Source organism: Vibrio proteolyticus NBRC 13287 (assembly GCF_000467125.1).
In the GTDB taxonomy this organism is placed as follows: domain Bacteria; phylum Pseudomonadota; class Gammaproteobacteria; order Enterobacterales; family Vibrionaceae; genus Vibrio; species Vibrio proteolyticus.
Map to the genome: position 1 here is coordinate 1 of NZ_BATJ01000017.1, position 23,933 is coordinate 23,933.

Genomic DNA, 23,933 nt, shown 5'->3' on the forward strand with positions numbered 1-23,933 from the left:
AATTATAGGCAGGACAATGAGTCAATATAACCATCAATATTATATTGTTTTTGAAAATTATGATGACGATACTCTTTATTTGACAACTCATGATAGATCGGATCATCGCAACTATGAGTACACTAAGCTAGTCGGAAGTGAGCCGATGTTCTTTACTAACGGCTATCGCGATGAGGATTTGGCTAAGGGGATATCACGTCCAATCAAGCAAGCACACCTAAGTAGTACTTATCCTGTCATAACGAATGAAATAAAAAACGCATTGCGCGGAATAGAAAATGAACTTTTCCAATTTTACCCAGCAGTGATTCTAGATGATAACGATACGTATAATGAAGACTATTGGGTCTTTAATGTATTTCATAAGATGGATGTACTAGATATAGACAATTGTGCTATTCGGAGGATAAATCCGAATAGAGAAGGTCAAAAGATTCAAAAATATTTCCTCAGTGATAATAAGTTAGACAAAATACCACTTAGTGAGAGGCTGGTATTTAAACCAAAGTTTAGCAATATAAGTCATATCATCGTTCATGAAACAGTTGTGAATATATTCCAGAAGCATGATGTTGATACTTTGAATTTTATAAAGATCTCAGACTGGGAAATGGGCCTTCATTTTATAGAGTAACGTGTTAAATGTTTTCACCGCATCCGATTTCTACACGCAGGTGCGCCCTTATTTTAACATGTGCCAGTTGTGCGAAGACTTGTTACTATGCTCTCACCTAAGAAAAGTTTCTCTATGATTTTTCTCAACAAATCGAGAGGGTACCGCTATAGTCCTTCTCAAAGACTCGGACCCTTATACATACATGGCGCTAAAACCCACCATTTACAAATTTCGTATCGCGCTGACCGATATGAACCGCGACTATTACGACACACTCAACCTGACCGTCGCACAGCATCCATCTGAAAATACGCTGCGGATGATGGCTCGCTTGATGGCGTATTGCCTTCACGCTGGTGAAAACCTACAGTTTACTAAAGGGCTCTCGACCACTGATGAACCCGACATCTGGCGTAAGTCACTCGACGAACAAATCGAATTGTGGATTGAGCTAGGTGAGCCGGATGCTGACCGGGTGAAAAAAGCCACTCGACAGGCTAAACAGGTTGTGGTTTACAGTTACAACACCAAATCCAATGTGTGGTGGGAGCAAAACCGCGGCAAACTGGGCATGTATGACGCGACCATCATGCGCTTCAACTCAGAACAAGTAGAAGCATTAGAAACTTTGCTGGAGCGCAGTGTCGATATGTCGGTGATGATCAGCGGCAATTCTCTGTTTGTTGATAGCAACAAAGGATCGTGTGAAGTGACATTTGAAGAGTTGCAAAGCCGATGAATTCTCTCGAGCAAATCCTCACGGACTGCGGCGCCGATCTACTGCCGGTCGTCACTCTGCACCCAGAGCTGTGGCGGGATTTGTGTGCAGGTCAGCAAGAGCTTTTCAGCAAAGCGTGTTACGCAAAACCAGACACCTCGCCACAGCAACATCTGCTCGGGTTACTCACCAAACGTCACATCGAATGCAGCTCGCACTTCGAGCAATCTGCGCAATCAGAAACTGCGGTAAAAAGTGTGTTTGAACAAACTCTGGGCCACGAGCAGGCCGGGAAATTTCAATCTCAAACCCTGTCTGAGCTATTACTGATAACGCATCTGTGGCTTTATTTGCAGGGCTATCTCAATATGGATTTCAGCTTAGCCAATGATCACGCCCAGCAAACCGCCGAGCGTATTGCCGCCCGCATCACGCTGGATGCCCAGGCGGCGCGGGTTGAGTTTATGCAAAGCTATTACGCGGGGAAAGAGTGTTCACCACAACCGTCTAAGCCCAACCTGTTTGATAGGCTGAAGGCCTGGTTTAATCCAGATAGGGAATGACTGACGAGCCAAAAAGGGAGCCAAGATGGCTCCCTTTTGACAACTCACGCGATGCTTACAGTGACTCGTGCGGACCAAAGATTTCGTAGTGGATACGATCTCTGGACACACCCAGAGCGTGAAGCTGTTCAACCACAAACGCCATGAACGCCACCGGACCACAAAGGTAGAAATCGCCATTGTCGAGCGCCAGACGGTCACGAATGGCACTGAGATCCATCTGGCCGCTGTATTGCCCTTGTCCCTCCAGGTACCAGACATGCTTCTGCCACTGATTAACAGCGACCAACGTGGCCACTTCATCAACAAAAGTATGCTGGTCACGATTGTTACACGCGTGCAGGTAGGTCACATCCGCCTTTCTGGTTTCAGCAAGCGATTGCAGCATCGCCTGCATTGGCGTCACGCCCACCCCAGCCGAAATCAGCGTCACCGGACGCTCACGCTCCACGTAGAAGAAATCACCAGCCGGTGGATAGAGCTTAACACTGTCCCCCACCTGAACCTGGTCATGCAGATGATGAGACACCAAGCCACAATGGGCATCCTGGCTTTCACGCTTTACAGAGATGCGGTAGTTCATCCCATTCGGTTGTTGTGACAGTGAGTACTGACGGATCTCGACATGCTCGCCTTTTTCTGGTGTCACTTCCAGTCCGATATACTGGCCCGGTTGATAATCCAGTAGCGCTTTGCCATCGGCAGGTGTCAGTACAAAGCTGGTCACCAGCTCGGATTCCGCCGTTTTCTCGCTGACAATAAATTCGCGTGCGCCAGCCCAGCCCCCTAAGGCTTGGTGGCGTTGCTGGTACAACTCACCTTCGCGGTCAATAAAGACCTGGGCCAGAAACAGATACGCAGCAGTCCAGGCTTCTTCCACCTCCGGGCTGAACGCGTCCCCAGCCAGCTCGCGTAAGGTTTCGATCAGGTGATGACCGACAATCTGGTAATGCTCGGCCTGAATGTTAAAACTGGTGTGCTTGTGGGCGATGCGCTCGACGGCTGCGGTCAACGCTGCCAGGTTTTCGATGTGTTTGGCATACGCCGCAATGGCTTCAAATAACGCCACGCCCTGACGGCCGGTGCGCTGATGGGTCATATTGAAGATGTCTTTGAATTCAGGATTATGGCTGAACATGCGCTGATAGAAATGCGCGGTCAACGCGGGACCCGCACTCTCCAGAAGAGGGATGGTACTTTTCACAACGTCAATATGATGATTACTTAGCATAAATGGACACTCCCACTAGATTAAATTTCAGAAACACTGAGTCACTTTCATTGAGTTAGTTATTGCGATGTGCACGAGAATTCCATGCCTCGCTTTATGTTCTGGCTTCTCGCCCGTGTGGTTTAAGAGCAGGAATAATGCCAAGTCTAAAAAGTGCCTATATCCCTTATTTTCATTCACTTATTGATAATAAAAGCAGTCAAAAAGACTGCTTTAAAACAAGTCATAATGACTCTATAATGATAAAAAATTTCATTTCAGTGCCTTTGCCATGCAAGAACTCTCTGTTTCTACTCTGGTCGAAATGACCATCGGACTTGCCAGCGGCCTCAGTAGCGAGGACCGCTTCCATAAATTGTTAGATGCCATTCGCAAAACAATCCAGTGCGACTGTGTGGCTCTGTTGTCATTGCAGGGCGACACTCTGGTTCCACTCGCCATGCAGGGATTAACCCGAGACACCCTGGGCCGGCGTTTTCATATCAGCGAGCATCCGAGATTTGAGCTGATCTGCCAATCAGATAAACCTGTGATCTTTGATGCCGACAGCCCACTGCCTGATCCGTTTGATGGCCTGTTACTGGATCACGATGGGGATTTACCGATGCATGCCTGTATGGGCCTGCCCCTTCGGTTTGGTGACACCTTACTGGGGGTGCTGACACTCGACAGCCTGATACCCAACGTGTTTCACCATATTCCGGATCGTAGCCTGGAAGTTTTGTCTGCCATTGCAGCATCAACATTGAAGATGGCGTTGACCTTTAATCAACTGGAGCAGCAAGCCAAACAGGTTCAGCAACGGCTAGAGGAACTTAACGAAGAAGTCTGGGAACGTGACGGTGGTGAGTTGATTGGCAGTAGCACGGCAATGACTGCCCTGAAAGCCGACATTGAAGTGGTCGCGCCCTCGAACTTTAACATTCTGATCCACGGCGAAACTGGTGTCGGTAAAGAACTGGTCGCCCGCACTCTGCACTACCGCTCTGCGAGACGCAAGCAGCCGCTGGTCTACGTCAACTGCGCGGCCATTCCTGAAAACCTGGTTGAGAGCGAGTTGTTTGGGCATGTGAAAGGGGCCTTTACCGGCGCAGACAAGCACCGCTCGGGGAAATTTGCGCTGGCCGATGGCGGCACACTGTTTCTGGATGAAATCGGTGAATTGCCGCTGGCCGCTCAGAGCAAAATTCTGCGTGCTCTGCAAAACAACGAAATTCAACCGGTGGGCCAGGATAAAGTCGAGACTATCGATGTACGAGTACTGGCCGCCACCAATCGTGATCTCAAACAGGAAGTCAACGCCGGTCGTTTTCGCGCCGATCTTTATCATCGCCTGAGTGTCTATCCAATCCAGGTTCCTCCCCTGCGCGAACGCAATGGTGACATCGCATTGCTGGCTGGTTACTTTCTCGAACAGGCCAGGCGTAAACTGGGGATCACACAACTCAAACTCGGGCGGGACGCCATGGCTTACATCAGCCATTACGACTGGCCGGGCAATGTACGCGAGCTAGAGCACGTGATTAACCGCGCGGCATTGAAAGCCCGGGCGCGCAGCGGACAACGAGCGGTGATCACAGTAAACTTAGACGACATCGGTGCATTGGAAAACGGCGCGGCCCCTAAAAGTGAAAGCCTCCCAGGCGCTACGCCTATCGCGTCTTTGGATCTGTCCGGTGGGTTAAGAGAAGCAACCGACCACTTTCAGCGTGAGCTGGTCACCGCAGCGCTGACCGAGGCCGACTTTAACTGGGCACAAGCCGCTCGAAAACTCAAAACCGATCGTGCCAATCTGGTGAGACTAGCCAAACGACTGGGCATCAATGTTACTAGAGTGCATAAAATCGAACGTTAAAGGGTTCATTTCTAGGCCCGCTGTTACTTCACTGTTACAATGGCGCGCAACGTTGTAACAGAGAAAATGGACCCTTTATGAAGTTTATCCGCTGGTTTCTGGGCAAAATCATTCTGACCCTGGATTTCATTTTTACACCCCGAGGGGTTAAACGCTCAGCCGATGCGCAACAGATCGTCGACGACAAAGTACGTCACATGGCGCTGTACCAGTTTGAGGCTTGTCCGTTCTGTGTCAAAGTGCGCCGCGCGATGAAGCGTCAGTCGGTCAAAATCGAATTACGTGATGCCAAAAATGATCCGGTTCACCGCGCCGATTTGGAAGCCGGAGGCGGCCGCATCAAAGTGCCGTGCCTGCGCATTGAAAACAATGGTCAGGTTGAATGGATGTATGAATCCTCCGATATCGTTGCCTATCTGGAAAAAGAATTTACCTGATGGGCACTCAAGCCGGACGTTGCAATAACGCCCGGCTTTTTTATTTGTATCGCTGCCCGCTCCCTGCCATAGTGTTTTAACATCGCTGTTTTTTTGCTCACCCCGTTTACAATGAGAAAGCACAAGGAGACTCCATGCGCGCAATTCCGCTTGACCTCAGCGTGATTCAGGCCGTTGTGTTTGACCTCGACAACACGCTGGTCACATCATCAATGAACTTTCGAGCCCTGCGTGAGCAAATCGGCTGTCCGCAACAAGACGATTTGCTTCACTACGCGAATGGCCTCAATTGTGACCTGAAAAACCAGCGCGCCCACCAACTGATTATCGAACATGAGATGGAAGATGCGCGGATCTCTTCGCCAATGCCAGGCTGCCTTGAATTGCTCGAACACTTGCGCGCCCACCGCATCCATACCGCCATTGTGACTCGCAACTGTGCCAAGGCAACTGCGCTAAAAATGACACACAATCACATCAAGATTGAGCGAGTGATCAGCCGTGAGCATTTCCCACCCAAACCCGCGCCCGATTCGCTGATCGCATTGGCCGAGGAGTGGTTTCTGCCACGCCAGCAAGTGCTGTACGTCGGCGATTTCGTGTATGATTTGCAAGCGGCGAGAAACGCAGGCATGCCTTCTTGCCTGGTAACACACGGACGTCGGCCAGACTTTGTCGATCAAGCGTCTCTGGTCGTTACTCATCTGCATGACTTGCAACAATTACTGGCACAAAGCCACCAACAACTGGCTCAATAATCCAACGTACCTCGAATCGGATACTGATGGTAGCTTCCTGCTCTGAGTGCGTCACTCAGGCCATCCGCTAACGGAAAGCTGACTTCCAGGCGAGACTGATGCTCCTCCAGTTGAGCCTTTGAATCTGCAGAGATGGCCACAATTTCAACGCCCACTGCTGCAAACGCCGCTTTGTAGGTTTCCAGCTCATTCAGGCATCGGGTACTGTCAACGCACAAGCAATAGAAACCGCATGGCGAAGCTTGAAGCGTTATAAAATCATGTTAGAGCGGTCTCTCTATCCGGCAATCAGTTAACTTTTAGTCACTTGGTTGCCTCTCTACACTGTTAGAGTGACACTCTGAAACGTTGCACTTTCTTATTTCTAACCCTGCGCGCCCCTCAGTTATGAGATTGTAGTCAGGTTACCACGCAGTAACCGATGGTGATGGCGCCATCAGTGTGTAATGATTTGATTCTAAAACCGATTCATCAGGGCACTCAAAGAATGAAAAAAATACTGGTTTTGTACGCACACCCGTCTCAACGTCGTAGTGAAGTCAACACACCGCTGTTCGATGTCGCCAAACAAGTTGAAGGGGTGACCACCGTCGATTTGTACGCCGAATACCCAACCTTTGACATTGATATCGACAAAGAACAACAGCGCCTTGTCGAGCACGATGTGATTATTTTCCAATTTCCGCTCTACTGGTATTCAACCCCCTCCATCCTCAAAGAGTGGCAGGATCTGGTACTGGAATACGGGTTCGCTTACGGTCACGACGGTGCGGCACTGCACGGTAAGCAGTTTTTGTGTGTGCTGTCTGCGGGAGGCAAAGCCGAAGCGTATCAAACCGATGGCTACAACCACTTTACGATTCGCGAATTACTGCAACCGCTGGAACAGATGGCCAATCTGACCGGAATGCAATATCTGGCGCCTTTTGCCCTATTTGGCGCGCGTACCGCTCTGGATGACAACCGAATCGAAGAGCATGTCAATAAATACCGTCGACTGCTGAATGCTCTGGTCAACGGACATCTGGACACCGAGCGTGCGCGCCAGTTGCCGAAACTGACGCATTCACTGGATGAACTGATCGTAAGGAAACAGGCATGACGCTGTATTTCATCAAAGCTTTTATCTACCTGATTGCCGCAGTGATCGCCGTGCCACTGGCGAAACGCTTTGGCCTTGGCTCTGTACTTGGGTATTTGATCGCCGGGGTGGTAATCGGCCCGATCATCGGATTAGTTGGCGAAGAAACCACCACTATTCAGCACTTCGCCGAATTCGGCGTGGTGATGATGCTGTTTCTGGTCGGCCTTGAGCTGGAACCCCGCATGCTCTGGGCGATGCGCAATCGCCTGCTTGGCCTGGGCGGTTTGCAGGTTGGCCTGACCACGGCTGCGGTAATGGCTATTTCAATGCAGTTTGGCGTTGAGTGGACACTGGCTCTGACCATCGGCCTGATTTTCGCCCTGTCGTCGACGGCAATCGTGTTACAAACCTTCAGTGAAAAGCGTCTCAATAAAACGGAAGGCGGACAGAACGCTTTTTCGGTCCTGCTTTTCCAGGACATTGCCGTGATTCCGATGCTGGCGTTTATTCCGCTGCTGGCATTGCCTGAGTTGATTGAACAGGCGCAGCAAGCCGCCAGTGCCGCCGCCGAACATCATGAAGAAATCAGCTTAGTCGCCGGCTTGCCCGGATGGGCATATGGCATGGTGATCACCGCCTCCATCGCACTGGTGGTGGTGGGTGGTCATTACCTTAGCCGTCCCTTGTTCCGCTTTGTGGCCAGCTCAGGTCTGCGTGAAATTTTCACCGCGACGGCGCTGATGCTGGTCGTGGGTATCGCCGCGCTGATGAGCCTGGTGGGGCTCTCTCCGGCACTGGGTACATTTCTGGCTGGCGTGGTGCTGGCCAACAGTGAGTTCCGCCATGAGCTGGAGTCCAATATTGATCCATTCAAAGGGCTACTGCTGGGGCTGTTCTTTATTACCGTGGGTGCCGGCATCAACTTTGAAGTGCTGTTCGGCGATTTCTTTTTGATCCTCGGCATTACGCTGGGAGTCATGTTGCTCAAAGCCGCAGTGTTGTTCTTACTGGCCTTCATCTTTCGAATTAAAGGCAGCAATCGCTGGTTGTTCGCCCTCAGCCTGGCACAAGCTGGTGAGTTCGGCTTTGTGCTGCTGAGTTTCTCCACTCAGAACCATGTGCTGCCTCCTGAGTTGTCACAAAAGCTCTCGCTGGTGGTGGCACTGTCGATGTTCCTCACCCCGGGCTTGTTCATCCTGTTTGACAAAGTGATCCTGCCGCGTTTCCAAACGGCCTCCAATGACCGTGATGCCGACGTGATTGAAGAGCACGGCCCGGTCATTATCGCCGGTGTCGGGCGCTTCGGTCAGATCACCAACCGCTTGCTGACCGCCAATGGCATTCAAACCGTTGTGCTCGATCATCAGGCTGCGCAAGTGGACAACCTACGCCGGATCAACGTCAAAGCCTATTTTGGTGATGCCACTCGCCCGGAACTGCTGCACACCGCGGGCATCGAGGAAGCGTCAATGCTGATCGTAGCAATCGACAACAAAGAGAGCAGCGTCGAACTGGTTAAACACGTGCGACACGCGTATCCACACCTGAAAATTCTGGCCCGCGCCTTTGACCGCGGTCACGGCTACCGATTACGTCAGGCAGGTGCCGACATTATTGAGTCGGAAACGTATCATTCTGCTCTAGAAATCGGCTCCGCTGCGCTGCGTGGGCTCGGCCATCATCCATTCTTTGTTGAGCAGCAAAAAACCACGTTTAAACGGTTGGAAAGTGCATTGTCTGAAGGGCTGTATGACGCATGGAATAAAGAATCTGAAAGTGGAGAACGCTTCGACAACAACTATGTAAAACTGTTTATGGAATTGGAGGAGCGTATCAAGTCAGAAATGGCCTTTGACCGGTCAGACAATCACTCCCGCACAGAGCGAGGGTGGACGCCACCGCCAAAAGGGTATGCAGACAAGCTCGGAGATGAGCTACAATAGCCAGACAAAAGCCGAGAGCACCTCTCGGCTTTCATCTATTTCCACTACTCCAAAATCAGAAAGTAACCATATGTCTCAAGCCAAATCTTCTGACACGCTCGGCCGTCAGCTGTTCAACATGACCTGGCCAATGTTGTTCGGCGTGTTATCACTTATGAGCTTCCAACTGGTCGACAGTGCTTTCATCGGCCAACTGGGGGTATTACCGCTCGCCGCCCAAGGGTTCACGTTGCCGATCCAGATGATCATCATCGGCATCCAGGTCGGTCTTGGCATTGCCACCACCGCAGTTATTTCACGGGCGCTGGGCGCCCAGCAGGAGCGCTACGCTAAACAACTCGGCGGTCTGGTCCTGGCGATGGGCAGCATCGGGGTCGCGGTATTTTCGTTGTTGCTTTATTTATTACGTCACCCGATTCTGGCCCTGCTGAGCGCACCGGACAGCATTTTTGTCATCATCGATAGCTACTGGATTTACTGGCTGGTGAGCGCCTGGACCGGCGCTGTGCTTTATTTCCTTTACAGTATCTGTCGTGCCAATGGCAATACCATGTTGCCGGGCACCATGATGATGATCACCAGCCTGCTCAATCTGGCTCTGGATCCGCTGTTTATCTTTACCTTTGACATGGGCATCAACGGTGCCGCGGTGGCGACCATCATCGCCTTTGGTCTGGGTATTGTGTTTGTCGCCCCCAAAGTGTCTGCCAAACACTGGATGTCGTTCGACTGGGCGGACCTCAACGTAGTGAAAAGCGTTCGCTCCATCGCCAACATCATGGGGCCAGCCATGATCAGCCAGCTCCTGCCCCCACTGTCTTCTATGCTGGCCACCAAACTACTGGCTACTTATGGTACGGCAGCCGTCGCTTCTTGGGCTCTGGGATCACGTTATGAGTTTTTTGCGATAGTGACGGTATTGGCGCTGACGATGTCGATGCCACCGATGATCGGCCGGTTACTCGGCGCGGGTAAAATCGAGCAGATCAAACAACTGGTCAATCTGGCCTGTCGTTTCGTGCTGGTTTTGCAGCTTGTGATCGCGCTGGCGACCTACCTGGGAGCGGGTTTCCTCTCCGCTTTGATGACCAGTGAAGCCAGCGTCGCGTCGATCCTCAACTGGCACCTTACCTTAGTCCCTCTGAGCCTTGGGCCGCTCGGTATCTGTATGTTAATGGTGTCGATTTCCAATGCTCTGGGCAAATCGTATACCGCACTGACTATCTCGGCTCTGCGCCTGTTTGCGTTCTTCCTGCCGTGTTTATGGGTAGGTGCTCAGATCGCGGATATCTATGGCCTATTGGTCGGGGCATTGATTGGCAACGTACTCGCCGGGCTTTGTGCCTGGGTCATGTACCAGCGCGGACTGCGCCAACTGGAGCGGCGGTTGACCACTGCCTGATGGAAAAGCCTTGCTATGATGCGAGGCTTTTTGTCTCACTCTTCACTGAGCGCTTTGATCTTAGGCAGTGCCTTTTCCCAGCCATCATTAAACATGGTGATAAAGTCCGGATGTGTCACGATGGTGACTTCCAGTACCGCTCTATCGCCCTGACGGATGATTTCGTAGCTCTCACTTGAGCCAATCCATTTGCGTGCTGAATCGCTGTCGATGTCGATGATATGCTCGGGATTAAACACCGCAATGTGATGGATTTGGATAGCCCGGTCGACGTCAATCTTATCGATCACCGCCCGTGTGCCTCCTAAACCGGGATCAAAAAACGCAATGTGTTCCCCTTCACGCCATTCACCGTGAAACTGGGACTGTGGAGAGAAGGCTGTCGCCCACTTGCGATACAGCTCCAGCTCGGTCAAAACCTGCCAGATACGGGCAGGCTCAGCATCGATGTCGATTTGGTAAGTCAGCGTCAGCATACATAAGCCTCAGATAGTGCGGATAACCCCGGCTCGGCGGCACTCGAATGATGCCAGCGAACCTCAGACTTAAAGCATAGACCGAATCTCACCGAGCACGTAATCCGGTGTTTTCAGACAGCGAAGCGGCCGCCAAAACTCACTCAACTTCAGGTGGCGACATCTCCCGCCAATCGCTGTGCGGTGTAGTTGGCGATCGCCGTATCCTGAACACCCGTTCCGGTCAGGTCGCACACCGATATCTCTGCCACATGCCGAATATACGGGCTGACACCACAGATGATCTCGCCTAATTCACACACCTTTCGAGGCAGAGGCTTTGCCATGCAGCGCAGTTCTCCCACTGACTCTGACTGGCTGAGGCGGTCGACCACCAGATGATCGGCATTGAGGAGCACGTCGTCAGCCAGCTCACGTTTATGCGGGCTATCCGAGCCCATCGCAATCACGTGCGCGCCCGCGGGAATATCCCGCCAATACAGCAGCGCCTCACGCGATGGCGTAGTGGTGACAATGATATCCGCTTCGCAGCACGCCTCGGCAATCGTGCTGTGGACCGTCACAGGAAGGTCGTATGTCTGCGCCATCCGGCGCTGATACTTATATGCCTTGTCGGCATCCCGGGCCCAAACGTCGACGTGTTTGATGTCACGAACTAATGTCATCGCAGCCACCTGCAATTCGGCTTGTAAACCAGCACCGATCACCGCAACACGTTTAGCGTCCGGGTTAGACAAATACTTGGCAGAAATGGCTCCGGCGAGCGCGGTGCGAACGTCCGTCAAATACCCTTCATCGAACAGTACACAATCCACCAAGCCGGTTTTAGCGCTCAGCAGCACCATCAAACCATTCAGACTGGGTAACCCCAGTTTAGGGTTATCAAAAAAGCCCGGGCTAATTTTGATGGCAAAACGGGCAATGCCCTCAATATGCGCCGTTTTAACGTCGACTTCTCCATGGCTCTCAGCAATCGTCATACTCAAGATCGGTGGCAAGGTTACCCGACCTTCTCCCAGGGCACGAAAACCATCTTCGACGGCCAGCAGCGCGTCCTCATTCAGCCCGGTTACCGATTGAATTTGTGTCTTGTTGTAGATTTCCATTCCGACTTCCTTGTTTACTGCATGTGTCGGCCAATACTGAGTGCCGTGTCAAACGTGTCCGACGACACATTTTTACCGCTCAGAACAAACACGACTTTTTTGCCACACAGATCAAGCGGATGCTGGCGCATTGCCGCGAAGCCAACCGCAGCCGCGCCTTCAACGGCGAACTTCTCCGCATCGAAAATATCCGTCATGCCTTTGGCAATATTGTCCTCACTCACGAGAAACGCACGATCCATTACCTGTTGCACGAGTTGAAAAGTGTGACGGTTATCCAGCCCGATTCCGCCTCCCAGACTGTCGGCAAACGACTCATACTCTGGTACCTGAACCGGTTTTCCTGCCTTGAGGCTTTCCACCATTGCGGCGCCTTTTTCCATTGAAGCCCCAAAGATTTTAACTTTACGGCTTGCCGATTTCGCCGCCAGCCCAACACCGCCCAACAAACCACCGCCGGACAATCCAGCAAAAATCACATCGACATCAGGCAGATCCTCGATAATTTCCAATCCAATGGTGCCTTGCCCGGCAATAATATCCGGGTGCTCAAAGGGCGAGAGATAAGTCATCGACGCTTCCTCAGTCAGCCTCAGCGCTTCGCGCTCGGCGTCGTCCTGAGACTGACCGACAATACGCACGTCTGCCCCGAGTGCTTTGATCGCCTCGACTTTATTGCTCGGCACCAGGCTCGACATGCAGATCACCGTATGAATCCCAAGTCGCTGACCGGCATAAGCCACCGCGCGGCCGTGATTTCCGGTTGAACAAGTCACCACACCATGGCGTTTCTGCTCTTCGCTGAGACGGTTCATCGCGTATGTCGCACCACGCAGTTTAAAAGCACCAATCGGCTGGAGCGTTTCCAGTTTAAGCCACACCTCACACTGATATTGCCGGGACAATTGCGGCGAATGAAGCAAAGGGGTACGGCAGACCAGTCCATGAATGGCTCGCCTGGCCGCGTAAACATCTTGTATATCCATAGTGTTTGGATCCTAACGCCGCCCCACAAGTGGGGCGGCAAGTGAACGGAATAGGACTATTTCGGTTGCCACTGTTTCGAGGTCACTAAGCGGTCCATCACCTGATTAACCGCCTGATGAGCTTTATCAACGATGGTGTCAATGTCGTGGTGGTTGGCGATCAACGGCGGAGCAAAACCCAGAGTGTCACCGTGCGGCATCGCACGGGCAATCAACCCCTGATCCAGACAGGCAGCGGCGATCTGAGGACCCACTTTGAGATTAGCGTCAAAGTGCGAGCGACGCAGTTTGTCGGATGAAAACTCCAGCGCATGCAACAAACCGACACCACGCGTGTCCCCTACCAGCGGATGATCACGAAAAGTCTCCGCCATCCGTTGCTGTAGATACGCCCCCACCTCTGCGGCATTTTGTACTAAACCCTCGCGCTCAATGATATCAAGGTTACAGTTGGCGGCTGCCGCACCCATCGGGTGTCCCGAGTAGGTGTAGCCATGACCGATGGCGCCCCATTGATCGGTGCCGTCTTCCAGAACGCTCCACACACGCTCACCCACAATCACGCCTGACAAAGGTTGATACGCCGAGGTCAGGCCTTTCGCTACGGTGATCAGATCCGGTTTCATATCGTAATGGATAGAGCCAAAATCGGAACCAAGACGCCCAAAGCCACACACCACTTCATCAGCGATCAGCAGAACATCGTATTTATCCAGCACCTGACGAATGGCTTGCCAGTACCCTTCTGGCGGCGGCACGATCCCACCGGTGCCCAGCACTGGCTCAGCGATCATCGCAGCGACCGTGTCCGGCCCTTCAGCCAGAATCATCCGCTCCAGTTGATCCGCACAGTACCGGGAGAACTCCAGCTCAGACATACTGTCATCATCACGGCGATAGTAATACGGCGCCATAGTATGCTTAACCCGCTCCAGCGGCAGATCAAAATGCGCATGGAACAGGGGCAATCCGGTCATGGATCCAGACGCAATACTTGAACCGTGATAGCCACGATCACGCGAGATGATCTTTTTCTTCTCCGGCAAGCCACGCGCATTGTTGTAGTACCACACCAGCTTGAGTTGCGTTTCGTTCGCGTCACTGCCCGACATACCGTAATACACTTTACTCATCCCGGCCGGCGCCATCTTAATGATGCGATCTGACAGAGTTACTAGCGCTTCGTTGGTGTGTCCGACATAGGTATGGTAATAAGCTAACTGTTTGGCCTGTTCGTAAATGGCTTCGGCCATTTCAGTCCTGCCATAACCAATGTTCACACAATACAACCCGGCAAAGCCGTCGATCAGCTCGATGCCTTCGGAATCGGTGATGCGTATTCCGCTTCCGCTCGAGATAATTCTTCCCGAAAGCTCCCCAGCCGCATATTGCTTCAGGTGGGTTGAGGCATGAAATACGCGCTGGCGGTCGATATTCAGTAGTTGTTCGGTTTTGGTGCTCATGTTCCTTCTCCTCGAATAGTTGGCTTTCCATATTTCATGTCTCAACTGCCAGTCACGGTCGGCAGTGCGCCCAGGCAGCAATATTTGATTTCGCTATATTCATCAAAGCCATGGCGGCTCCCTTCCCGGCCCAGCCCGGATTGCTTGACACCGCCAAACGGGATCGGATGCCCCGTCATCTTGACCGAGTTGACACTCACCATGCCAAATTCCAGGCCACGCATGCATTGCCAAATCTGATGGATGTCGTGGCCATACACATACGCGGCTAAGCCGTATTCGGTGTCATTGCTCATCTCAATCACTGATGCCAAATCCTTGTAGGGTAGAACCCCGGCCACCGGGCAGAAATTCTCTTCACGGTATACCGCCATTTCCGGCGTGACGTCTGCCAACAGCGTCGGCGCAAAAAAGTTGGCTCCCGGTACAGGGGTGTGATACCCCGCCACCAACCGGGCCCCGTTATCCAGCGCATCGCGTACCAAGTCATGGGCTTTATCGACGGCGGCCTGGTTGATCAACGGCCCCATGGTGGTGTGATGTTTCAAGCCGTTGCCGAGTACGAATTGTTTCATCTCATGCGCAAAAGCTTCCAGAAATGCCTCATATTTTTCCTGTGGTACAAAAATGCGATTGGCGGCCAAACAATCCTGCCCCGCTGTCTGGAACTTGGCGGCCACCGCCGCTTGAGCGGCTTGAGCAACCTCCATGTCCGGCAACACAATGAACGGCGCATTGCCCCCCAATTCCATACTGCATTTTTTCACCGTCTGAGCGGCGTCACGTAGCAGCAACTTCCCAACCCGGGTTGAGCCAGTAAAGGACAAGGCTTTCACTTTGTCGGAATGGCATAAGGTCTGCGAGATCATCACGGCGTCGCCAGTCACCACGTTGAACACGCCGGCAGGAAATCCAGCCCGATCAGCCAGCTCCGCCAATGCCAGCGCTGAGAATGGTGTTTCGCTGGCCGGCTTAATCAGTACCGGACAACCAATCGCCAGCGCTGCGGCCGCTTTACGCGTCACCATCGCATTGGGAAAGTTCCACGGCGTGATCAACGCTGCAACTCCAATCGGTTCACGAACCGTAGAGAGTTGCGCGTCCGGAATATGGCTGGGAATGGTCTCGCCATAACAGCGGTGCGCCTCTTCAGCAAACCAGCGAATAAACGACGCACCGTAATCAATTTCTCCCAGCGCATCCGCCAGAGGCTTGCCCTGTTCCATCACCATCAAACGAGCCAGATCCGGTTTGGCTTCAAGAATCAGATCATGCCAGCGCATCAATAGCGCTGCCCGCTCATCTGCCCGCAATTTTCGCCAATGACGAAACGCCTGATCAGCCTGATCAATCGCCTGATACAACTGTTGTTGATTCAGCTTGGTAATGTACCCAAGCACATTGCCATCAGCCGGATTGTCTACCGGATGAAACTCGTCGCCGCTGACCCACTTGCCATTAACGTAAGCCAGGCCGCGCACCAGACGAACATCATCCATTATTGCCATCATGTCGTGTGAAGCTTTCAATTCACCGCCATGTAAACTGTGTAGTGCTGTCATACATCCTTCTCCCAGCGTCGTTGTCCATACCTACACTGTAAGAGAGAAGCGTGGTGAATAATTTCTGAAGCCAGCGGGAGAACCGACAGAATTTTCTTTTCGTTCGCCACTAAAATGGCGATTTTTCTGTTGATGGATTTGCGCGTTTTTTTCTTTTAGAACAACGCGTTTTGATTGATATCTAATGTACCGGCATCCCGTTTAATGGTTTTGGTGACGATATAAGTAAAGTAGCGTTCAATGCCGACCTCTGAGTCGAGCCAGTTGTCGATCAACCGTTGATACTGATCAATGTCTTCGGACTGGATTTTGAGGATGTAATCCACGCCGCCGCCGGTGGCATAACAGTCGGTGACTTCCGGGGTATGGAGTACCAGTTGTTCAAAACGGCGAAAGGCCTGAGCATTGTGTTCTTTAAGGCTGACTTCCACCATGACGGACGTACGTTTAAACAGCACGTCGGTGTTCACCCGGGCTCCGTAACCTTCGATGATGCCAGCTTCTTCAAGTTTTTTGACCCGCTCCCAGCAGGGGCTGACGGACAAATTGATCGCCTCCGCCAGATGCGATTTGGTGATACGGCCATTGTCATGAAGAATTTGTAGAATCTTTACGTCGTAGCGATCCAGGCGCATAAATCACTCTCCCTTTTAACGCCAGTGTGGCCCGCAAGGCAGGCCACTCATCTGAGCCATTACTGGCTGAACTCTTGCTCCAGAGCGTCCAGCACCGCCTGACCACTTTTCCCGGTCAGCTCAACATACTTGTCGCGCATCGGCATGGATGCCCGCTTGAACTCCGCACGTTCCTGCTCATTCAAATGCACCATTTTCATCTCGGGTTTCGCCTGCTTAATTTGCTCAAGGCGCATCTGGTTAAACTCAGCCTGTTTGGTAAAAATGAAATCATTCATTTGAGAGATCGTCTCCTGAACCAGTTTGCGACGCGCCTCCGGCAAGCCATTAAACCAGGCATTGTTGGTGATCACCGTAGTGGTAAATTGCTGCTGCCCCGCCCAGATCATGTAATCGCTCACCTCGTAGAATTTCATTTCCTGAATCGCAAACACCGGATTCACCTGACCGTCGATCATCTTCAGTTGCAGCGCACCGTACACCTCAGAGTACGGCAAAGGGGTTGGATCGGCGCCAAACGATTTATAGGCTTCCACCAGCATGGGCGAGGCCATCACCCGCATTTTAAAATTGTTAAAATCTTGCGGGCTGCGAATAGCGCGATTGGTGGTCCAAACCATCTCTCCTTCTGGGAACATGGTCAGCAATTTAAGGTTTTTGGCTTCCAGTTTTCCACCCAGGGTGCCATAAATGGTTGGGCTGGCGCTGAGCACTTTTTTGTTGACCTCATTGTCGGAAGACAACAAATACGGAATGGAGAACACCTGCATTTCAGGCACAAAAGAACCGAAGATTCCCGGCGAGGCATTAGTGAACTGAATGATGCCATTGGCGGCCAGTTCGGTCAGGTCCTCAGACTGGCCCAGCGTACCGTATGGGTACACTTCAACGGTCACGTCTCCGCCGGTTTTGGTTTCGATGCGTTGTTTGAACTCCTGGGCGTAGGCGTCCTGTACGGAGCCTTTCACCTCTTCCAGCGCAAACTTCCAGGTTTCAGCCTGCACGGTACCGGTCAGTGCACTGCTGGCCAGTAATAACGTCGTGGCCAGATGGCGATAGCGTTTTTTCATCGGATTCATCCATTTCTTCCTTTCGTTCTGTTGGGGCCATCTCACCAACGGCTGGTGATACGCCAGACCCTAAGGGGTGTCCCAGTGGCTGCAAAACAGACACTGGCTAAGTAAATTCACCACAGTCTTCGGCGATCACGGCTAAGGTGTCTCCCAGATTCACCATGGCCGGAAAGCGGCGTGCAGCAAAAATTCCGCCGCGCTCTGCCCGATATTCAACAGGGGGTTCTCCCGTGCGTTGCGTTGAATGTATCTGCACCATTAACTGGCCAGTTTCCACCCGGTCCCCCAACTCGCACAGGTATTCCGCGATCCCGCTATGGCGACTTTGCAGATAGCAACGGGCATCCGGCATATCGAGTAACCGGCTCGGCTGAGCAGGCTTCTCATACGCTCCAGTCAGGTTGCCGGCAAAACGCAGAAAGTTGCGAATACCACGATCGGCGTAGGCGATCGTCTGTGGTGTACTGGTCCCTCCACCGCACAGCTCCGTGGTGACAAACACTTTGCCCTGACCTTCCACAACAGTGTCGTACAAGCTGGTGGCGTCCATTTCCAGCAAAATCATGGTATATGGCGCACCAAACAGTTTCGCCCCAAGAATACAGGCCTCTTCCTGATCCGGGTTGTCCAGCCGGTGCGCGGCCGCAAACGGCACAATGTCGAGAGTCTTGCCTCCTGAGTGTATATCCAGCGCGAAATCGCACAGTGGCACCAAATAACGGGTGAAGTAATCAGCGATTTTTTCAGTCACCGAACCCGCTGGGTTACCGGGAAAACTGCGGTTCAGGTTACCTTGGTCTATCGGCGAGGTGCGAGACGCATTGTGTACTGCCGGCAAGTTCATCATGGGAACGATGATCACCCGTCCACTCACCTGCTCTGATTGAAGGGTGTTGGCCAACTTCAATAAACTGGTGATCCCTTCGTATTCATCACCGTGATTACCGCCGGTCAGTAGCGAGGTCGGCCCGTCGCCATTTTTGATCACCGTCACCGGGATCATCACGCTGCCCCAAGCCGATTCATCGTGCGAGTATGGCAATGTAAGAAAACCGTGCTGGATTCCTTCCTGGTTAAAATCGACCGTGGCGGAAATCGAACTGTTTTGCATAGCCACTCCTTAGTGTTTAACGAAAAGATGGCGCGGAAAATCACACAGCGTTTTCGCGCCATATTGAGTGATCACGATGCTTTCCGTGGTTTCCAATCCCCAGTCTTCAAACCACAGCCCCGGCATAAAATGGAAGGTCATGCCTTCTTTCAACACGGTTTTATCGCTGTCACGCAGACTCATGGTGCGCTCGCCCCAATCCGGCGGATAGCTCAAACCAATCGGATAACCGCACCGAGCTCCTTCACGCGAGAAGCCTGCTTCATCCAAAACCCGGTTGAGTGCATTGGCAATATCGGCGCAGGTGTTGCCGGGCCTGGCGACTTCCAACCCCGCTTCCAGACCGCGGGTTAGGGCTTCATCTGCGCGTTTGAACTTATCGTCCGGCTCACCCAGAAAGATGGTACGCGATAAAGGACAATGGTAACGACGGTGAGCACCGGCAATTTCGAAAAACGTCCCCTCACCTTTTTTAAACGGACGGTCGTCCCAGGTCAGATGGGGCGCAGAAGCATCAGAGCCAGACGGCAACAGCGGCACGATTGCCGTGTAATCACCAAAATGGTCTTCATGGCCCAGCACGGCCTGACGGTTGATTTCCGCCACGAGATGGTGCTTTGGAAGCCCAGGTTCAATCATGTCAAACGCAACACGGTGCATGTTCTCCACAATACGGGCAGCCCGGTACATATACGCCAGCTCCTGATCCGATTTCACCGCCCGGCACCAGTTCACTAAACCAGTGGCATCGAGCAACTGAGCGTTTGGCAAATGGGTATGCAGTGATTCGTATGCGGTAGCGCTAAAGTAGTAATTGTCTTTCTCGACACCAATCCGGCCCCGGTCCCACAAACGCGGAGCCAACACCGCTTCCACCAGGTAATCCATTGGGTGCAGTGGCGGGTTCATCACATAGTGGTCCGGGTAGTAGGTGATGTTTTCAACCGACATATAGGCAGTACGGTAGGCGCCATTAGCATCCTGACAGCGGCCAAACCATAAAGGCTCACCACTCGACCCCACCACGACACATTGAGGCACATAAAACGACCAGCCATCGTAACCTGTGAGCCATGCCATGTTAGACGGGTCATGAAGGATCAACACATCCAGTTCACGCTCTTCCATGGACTGGCGGACTTTAATCAGCCGCTCTTGGTATTCATCCAGAGTAAAATGCAAAGCAACGCCTCTCATTTCTTTTCTCCTTGTAGAATTCCGACGCCTTATCGGCCTTCGGAGACGTTGAGGTATCTCTACCTTTTATCAGCCCCTGACGGGCCGGGTATTAATCTGCTGTGGTATTGCCACCGGAAGGTGGCCGTTGATTGAATGACCATTTCAGTTCAATATCGTCATTTAAAGCATGACAATTCATATCAATCACTACAATTATGGGTGTTTTTTGTGCAACAGACCGCATTTAACGGACAAAAAGTCGCCATTTGTTAAATAGAAGTTACAATGGGACTTTAAAATGAATCAATAAAAACATTGTGTCATGACAATTTCTTTGAAGCCGATCATTCGCCCAGGCACCCCAAAATACATCTCCATCGGCAACTATCTGGTGGACTGTGTACGCAGTGGTTACCTCAAACCCGGGACCCGTCTGCCCACTCACCGTGAATTTGCGGAACAGATTGGCGTCAGTGTGCAAACCGTCAGCCACGCCTACAGTTTTGCGGAGAAGAAAGGCGCTCTGGAGTCCTGGGTGGGCAACGGCACCTTTGTGAAATCCGGCTTTGTCGATGACAATACCGACACAGAGTTCATGCTGACTCAGGAGATGAAAGACACGCCGGATGAAATTGATATGTCAATCGCACATCCTGTAGTAACGGATCGCCATATCACCTTATTTAATCAGGCGTTAGTGCAGATTGCCGCTCAGCCGGACAATCGCAGCCTGATCGGCAAAGCCAAACCTGTGATGGGTCAGCCACATCACATTGACTCCGGTCGCCACTATCTGCAAACCCAGGGATTAGACGTTGGCCATGACCAGTTATTGCTGACCAACGGTGCTTGCCATGGCCTGACCCTGGCTCTCAGCACCGTCGTGGAACATGGCGATCTGGTTGCGTGTGGTCAGTTGGTCGATCACGGCCTGATCTCGCGTTCACGCATGTTGGGCTTTAAGTTACTGCCGCTGGAGATGGATGAATTCGGCATCACACCGGAGGCTTTTGAATGGGCGTGTCAGCATCGTCCGGTCAAAGCACTGTGTTGTACTCCCAGCATGGCAAACCCCAACAGCGCTCATATGGATCAGGCACGCCGTGAAGCCATTGCCCGCCTGGCGGAAAAGTACGACATTTACGTCATCGAAGACGATGTCTACGGTGCACTTGAGCCAAACCGGGTCGCCCCGCTGACAACGTTGATTCCTCAACAGGCCTTTTATGTCACCAGCTTTACCAAAGTCGTGGCGCCAGGCATGCGCACCGGCTACCTGACCGTGCCCCGCCATTTTCTACAACATGCCATTGGCCGGCTGGCGGCCACCAGTTGGTCGGCAACGCCCCTACCATTTGAAGTCGCTCATTTATGGATAGAGAACGGTACTCTGGACAGGCTAATCCGCTTCCAAATGAACGAATTTGCCAAGCGTCAGAAACTGGCCAGCAGCATATTGCGATCCCACTCGTACAGCGCGCATCCGCATGGACAGCATATCTGGCTCAAGCTACCGGACCACTGGCAAAGCGATGATCTGGTGGCTTCAGCCAAACGCTCCGGCGTGCAGCTCACCAGCTACAAACCTTTTGTTCTCGACATGAATACCCCGCAACCATTCGTACGCATCAGTCTCGGTGCCGAAACCAACCGCGGTTATATCAAACACGGTCTGTCGGTGATCGCCGAGATCCTCGACACCAAGCCGCCCACCTCTCACTTTTTGGTCTGAGCAGTCGGTTCAGGCCGATTTTTTCTGCAAATACGCTCAGTTCAGAAAATCTTTCGCTGCTCACCAATTGACTTGAATGTCATGAAACAGATAACGTTTCATTAGCATATTTAACAACATGGGAGCAGTGCAATGAAAAGGATTTTTCAGTGGCTGGATAACTACATACAGAAAGCGGAGGCGGCGCTGCTCATCGGCTCAATATTATTGATAGCCACTAACTCAATCGCCAACGTCCTTGGACGGTACCTGTTCAATCAAAGTCTCTATTTCTCTGAAGAACTCAATTATTTCCTGATCGTTGCGGTCACTTTTATCGGATGCAGCTACGCCGCTCGCCAGTCACGCCATATCCGTATGACTGCGTTCACCGACATGCTGCCAGCCCGTCTCAAACTGCTGGCCGACGGCACCATCTATTTGCTGACCGGGTTACTGGTCGCCATGCTCACCTGGTACGCGTGGCAGTACGTAGGCAAAGTGGCGCAGATGGGGCGTCTGTCCCCCGCGATGCAGATCCCGCTCAGCTGGGTTTACCTGATTGCGCCATTGGGGCTGTTTTTCAGTGCCCTTCAGTTTCTGCGCGTCGGCCTGAATAAACTCAAGCGCTTTATCTGCCAGACAACCAGGCAAAATGCCTCAACCGCCCGCCTGACTCAATCGGCGAAACAGGAGAAGATGCTATGACCACAGCTTTAGTTGTGACTATGATTGCGCTGCTGGCGTGTGGTTTCCCAATGTTGGTTCCTCTGCTGGCTGCCACCATGCTCGGCTTTATTGTCTATTTGGGGCTGGGGCCGGATTTTATGATCCAGCAAATGCTGGCAGGCATTAAGCCGGCCGCGTTGGTTGCGGTCCCTATGTTTATTCTGGCGGCCGAAATCATCACCCGAGGCGTTGCCGCCACCCGACTGCTTGACGTCGCGATGGCATTTGTCGGACACATCCGCGGTGGGCTGGCAATCACCTCCTCACTCAGTTGCGCTTTGTTTGGTGCGGTATCTGGATCCACTCAGGCCACCGTGGTATCCGTCGGCTCCATCATGCGGCCCAAAATGCTCGAATACGGTTACAAAGACAGCTTTGCTCTGGCGCTCATTATCAACGCATCCGATCTGGCGCTGCTGATCCCTCCCAGTATCGGCATGATCATTTACGGTGTGGTTTCCGGTACCTCAGTGGCCGAGCTGTTCATTGCCGGTATCGGCCCTGCGCTGGTGATCATGTTGCTCTTTTCGCTCTACTGTTACTGGTATGCGCGCAACGATGATGTCACCAACGCGCCCAAAGCCAGTTGGAAAACGCGCATCAAAGTGGTGCGCAAAGCCTTGCTGCCGTTTGGCTTCCCGCTTATTACGGTGGGTGGTATATACGCAGGCATTTTCAGCCCAACCGAAGCGGCTTCTGTCTCTGTGTTGTATGCCGTGCTGCTTGAGATGGTGGTCTTTCGTAAGGTGAAATGGCAAGAGCTTGGCGACATTGCCCTCTCGACGGGCATGGTCACCGCAGTGGTGTTCATACTCGTTGCCGCTGGCAGTGCGTTTTCGTGGGTGATTTCCTTTGCGCAGATCCCGCAGGAGCTGCTGGGTATGATTGGAATTAATGACTTGAGCCAGACTGAACTGTTGATTGTCATTTCAGTGGCGTTTTTCATCGGTTGCATGTTTGTTGATCCGATAGTGGTGATGCTGATCCTGATCCCGATTTTTGCCCCGGTGATCAAATCCTCCGGTCTTGATCCGGTATTGGTCGGCACGATAGTCACCCTGCAGGCAGCCATCGGCTCTGCCACCCCACCATTTGGCTGCGATATTTTCACCGCCATTGCCGTGTTTAAACGTCCTTATGTCGAGGTCATTCGCGGTACTCCTCCATTTGTGTTTATCTTGCTCCTGGTGTCCATAATGCTGATCTTCTTCCCGTGGATTTCACTGGCACTACGCGATCTGGCCTTTCGCTAACACATGGAAACCGAAAGAAAGCAGCCTGTAGGCTGCTTTCTT

The 23,933-nt window shown here is 52.3% G+C and carries 23 protein-coding genes; 12 read left to right on the plus strand and 11 right to left on the minus strand.

Translation table 11 applies throughout. The annotated features are described in order from the left end of the window. From VPR01S_RS16600 to VPR01S_RS16610, 3 genes are all read left to right on the plus strand, one after another. Window positions 1–634: imm11 family protein (locus VPR01S_RS16600; RefSeq protein WP_245580802.1), on the plus strand; the 634-nt coding region annotated here is incomplete at its 5' end. A 184-nt stretch (window positions 635–818) separates the two neighbouring features. After that, entirely contained in the window at window positions 819–1,355 is a 537-nt protein-coding gene (locus VPR01S_RS16605) for a YaeQ family protein (protein ID WP_021706522.1), read from the plus strand. Then, window positions 1,352–1,897: a hypothetical protein gene (locus VPR01S_RS16610; protein ID WP_021706523.1), complete on the plus strand. Its 546-nt coding sequence runs from the start codon at window positions 1,352–1,354 to the stop codon at window positions 1,895–1,897. The genes VPR01S_RS16605 and VPR01S_RS16610 overlap by 4 nt, the downstream gene beginning before the upstream one ends. A 55-nt stretch (window positions 1,898–1,952) precedes the next feature. Here the strand turns inward: VPR01S_RS16610 and hmpA are convergent, their stop codons facing one another. After that, window positions 1,953–3,128, minus strand: coding sequence for an NO-inducible flavohemoprotein (gene hmpA / locus VPR01S_RS16615; protein WP_021706524.1), 1,176 nt, complete (start codon window positions 3,126–3,128; stop codon window positions 1,953–1,955). Window positions 3,129–3,399: 271 nt separating this feature from the next. On the opposite strand from hmpA, the gene norR reads away from it, so the two are divergent. From norR to VPR01S_RS16630, 3 genes are all read left to right on the plus strand, one after another. Continuing rightward, window positions 3,400–4,983 carry a nitric oxide reductase transcriptional regulator NorR gene (gene norR, locus VPR01S_RS16620; protein ID WP_021706525.1) on the plus strand — a complete coding sequence of 528 codons (1,584 nt, stop codon included), beginning with the start codon at window positions 3,400–3,402 and terminating at the stop codon, window positions 4,981–4,983. A gap of 77 nt (window positions 4,984–5,060) precedes the next feature. Further along, entirely contained in the window at window positions 5,061–5,420 is a 360-nt protein-coding gene (locus VPR01S_RS16625; protein WP_021706526.1) for a glutaredoxin family protein, read from the plus strand. A gap of 134 nt (window positions 5,421–5,554) precedes the next feature. Further along, complete coding sequence (locus VPR01S_RS16630; protein WP_021706527.1) at window positions 5,555–6,178, plus strand: HAD family hydrolase; 624 nt, start codon at window positions 5,555–5,557, stop codon at window positions 6,176–6,178. On the opposite strand, the gene VPR01S_RS16635 is transcribed toward VPR01S_RS16630, so the two are convergent. Next, the gene (locus tag VPR01S_RS16635) at window positions 6,172–6,396 is read right to left on the minus strand and encodes a redoxin domain-containing protein (RefSeq protein WP_021706528.1); all 225 of its coding nucleotides are present in this window, start codon (window positions 6,394–6,396) and stop codon (window positions 6,172–6,174) included. The genes VPR01S_RS16630 and VPR01S_RS16635 overlap by 7 nt on opposite strands. A gap of 269 nt (window positions 6,397–6,665) precedes the next feature. Between VPR01S_RS16635 and VPR01S_RS16640 the strand changes: the two genes are divergently transcribed. The 3 genes from VPR01S_RS16640 to VPR01S_RS16650 all read left to right on the plus strand — a co-directional run bounded on the left by VPR01S_RS16640 (window position 6,666) and on the right by VPR01S_RS16650 (window position 10,607). After that, the gene (locus VPR01S_RS16640) at window positions 6,666–7,280 is read left to right on the plus strand and encodes an NAD(P)H-dependent oxidoreductase (RefSeq protein WP_040902999.1); all 615 of its coding nucleotides are present in this window, start codon (window positions 6,666–6,668) and stop codon (window positions 7,278–7,280) included. Next, entirely contained in the window at window positions 7,277–9,205 is a 1,929-nt protein-coding gene (locus tag VPR01S_RS16645; RefSeq protein ID WP_021706530.1) for a monovalent cation:proton antiporter-2 (CPA2) family protein, read from the plus strand. The genes VPR01S_RS16640 and VPR01S_RS16645 overlap by 4 nt, the downstream gene beginning before the upstream one ends. A gap of 70 nt (window positions 9,206–9,275) precedes the next feature. Further along, window positions 9,276–10,607 carry an MATE family efflux transporter gene (locus VPR01S_RS16650; RefSeq protein WP_021706531.1) on the plus strand — a complete coding sequence of 444 codons (1,332 nt, stop codon included), beginning with the start codon at window positions 9,276–9,278 and terminating at the stop codon, window positions 10,605–10,607. A 35-nt stretch (window positions 10,608–10,642) separates the two neighbouring features. Here the strand turns inward: VPR01S_RS16650 and VPR01S_RS16655 are convergent, their stop codons facing one another. The 9 genes from VPR01S_RS16655 to doeA all read right to left on the minus strand — a co-directional run bounded on the left by VPR01S_RS16655 (window position 10,643) and on the right by doeA (window position 20,216). Beyond that, window positions 10,643–11,083 carry an SRPBCC family protein gene (locus VPR01S_RS16655; RefSeq protein WP_021706532.1) on the minus strand — a complete coding sequence of 147 codons (441 nt, stop codon included), beginning with the start codon at window positions 11,081–11,083 and terminating at the stop codon, window positions 10,643–10,645. A 149-nt stretch (window positions 11,084–11,232) separates the two neighbouring features. Beyond that, window positions 11,233–12,189 carry a cyclodeaminase gene (locus VPR01S_RS16660; protein ID WP_021706533.1) on the minus strand — a complete coding sequence of 319 codons (957 nt, stop codon included), beginning with the start codon at window positions 12,187–12,189 and terminating at the stop codon, window positions 11,233–11,235. A 14-nt stretch (window positions 12,190–12,203) separates the two neighbouring features. Further along, on the minus strand, window positions 12,204–13,175 hold the full coding sequence (gene eutB / locus VPR01S_RS16665; RefSeq protein ID WP_021706534.1) for a hydroxyectoine utilization dehydratase EutB: 972 nt from the start codon (window positions 13,173–13,175) through the stop codon (window positions 12,204–12,206). 56 nt (window positions 13,176–13,231) lie between these two features. Beyond that, window positions 13,232–14,638: an aspartate aminotransferase family protein gene (locus tag VPR01S_RS16670; RefSeq protein WP_021706535.1), complete on the minus strand. Its 1,407-nt coding sequence runs from the start codon at window positions 14,636–14,638 to the stop codon at window positions 13,232–13,234. 41 nt (window positions 14,639–14,679) lie between these two features. Further along, window positions 14,680–16,200: an NAD-dependent succinate-semialdehyde dehydrogenase gene (locus VPR01S_RS16675; RefSeq protein ID WP_021706536.1), complete on the minus strand. Its 1,521-nt coding sequence runs from the start codon at window positions 16,198–16,200 to the stop codon at window positions 14,680–14,682. 155 nt (window positions 16,201–16,355) lie between these two features. Beyond that, window positions 16,356–16,835 carry an Lrp/AsnC family transcriptional regulator gene (locus VPR01S_RS16680; protein WP_021706537.1) on the minus strand — a complete coding sequence of 160 codons (480 nt, stop codon included), beginning with the start codon at window positions 16,833–16,835 and terminating at the stop codon, window positions 16,356–16,358. Window positions 16,836–16,894: 59 nt separating this feature from the next. Further along, a complete protein-coding gene (locus VPR01S_RS16685; protein ID WP_021706538.1) occupies window positions 16,895–17,914 on the minus strand; it encodes a TRAP transporter substrate-binding protein in 1,020 nt (339 codons plus the stop codon). 97 nt (window positions 17,915–18,011) lie between these two features. Then, entirely contained in the window at window positions 18,012–19,019 is a 1,008-nt protein-coding gene (gene doeB / locus VPR01S_RS16690) for a N(2)-acetyl-L-2,4-diaminobutanoate deacetylase DoeB (RefSeq protein WP_021706539.1), read from the minus strand. A gap of 9 nt (window positions 19,020–19,028) precedes the next feature. Then, entirely contained in the window at window positions 19,029–20,216 is a 1,188-nt protein-coding gene (gene doeA, locus VPR01S_RS16695) for an ectoine hydrolase DoeA (RefSeq protein ID WP_021706540.1), read from the minus strand. 304 nt (window positions 20,217–20,520) lie between these two features. Between doeA and ehuR the strand changes: the two genes are divergently transcribed. The 3 genes from ehuR (at window position 20,521) to VPR01S_RS16710 (ending at window position 23,891) form a co-directional block, all read left to right on the plus strand. Then, a complete protein-coding gene (ehuR, locus tag VPR01S_RS16700) occupies window positions 20,521–21,930 on the plus strand; it encodes a MocR-like ectoine utilization transcription factor EhuR (RefSeq protein ID WP_021706541.1) in 1,410 nt (469 codons plus the stop codon). A 132-nt stretch (window positions 21,931–22,062) separates the two neighbouring features. Continuing rightward, window positions 22,063–22,617, plus strand: a complete 555-nt coding sequence (locus VPR01S_RS16705; protein WP_021706542.1) for a TRAP transporter small permease — start codon at window positions 22,063–22,065, stop codon at window positions 22,615–22,617. Continuing rightward, window positions 22,614–23,891: a TRAP transporter large permease gene (locus VPR01S_RS16710; protein ID WP_021706543.1), complete on the plus strand. Its 1,278-nt coding sequence runs from the start codon at window positions 22,614–22,616 to the stop codon at window positions 23,889–23,891. The genes VPR01S_RS16705 and VPR01S_RS16710 overlap by 4 nt, the downstream gene beginning before the upstream one ends. Window positions 23,892–23,933 lie beyond the last annotated feature (42 nt).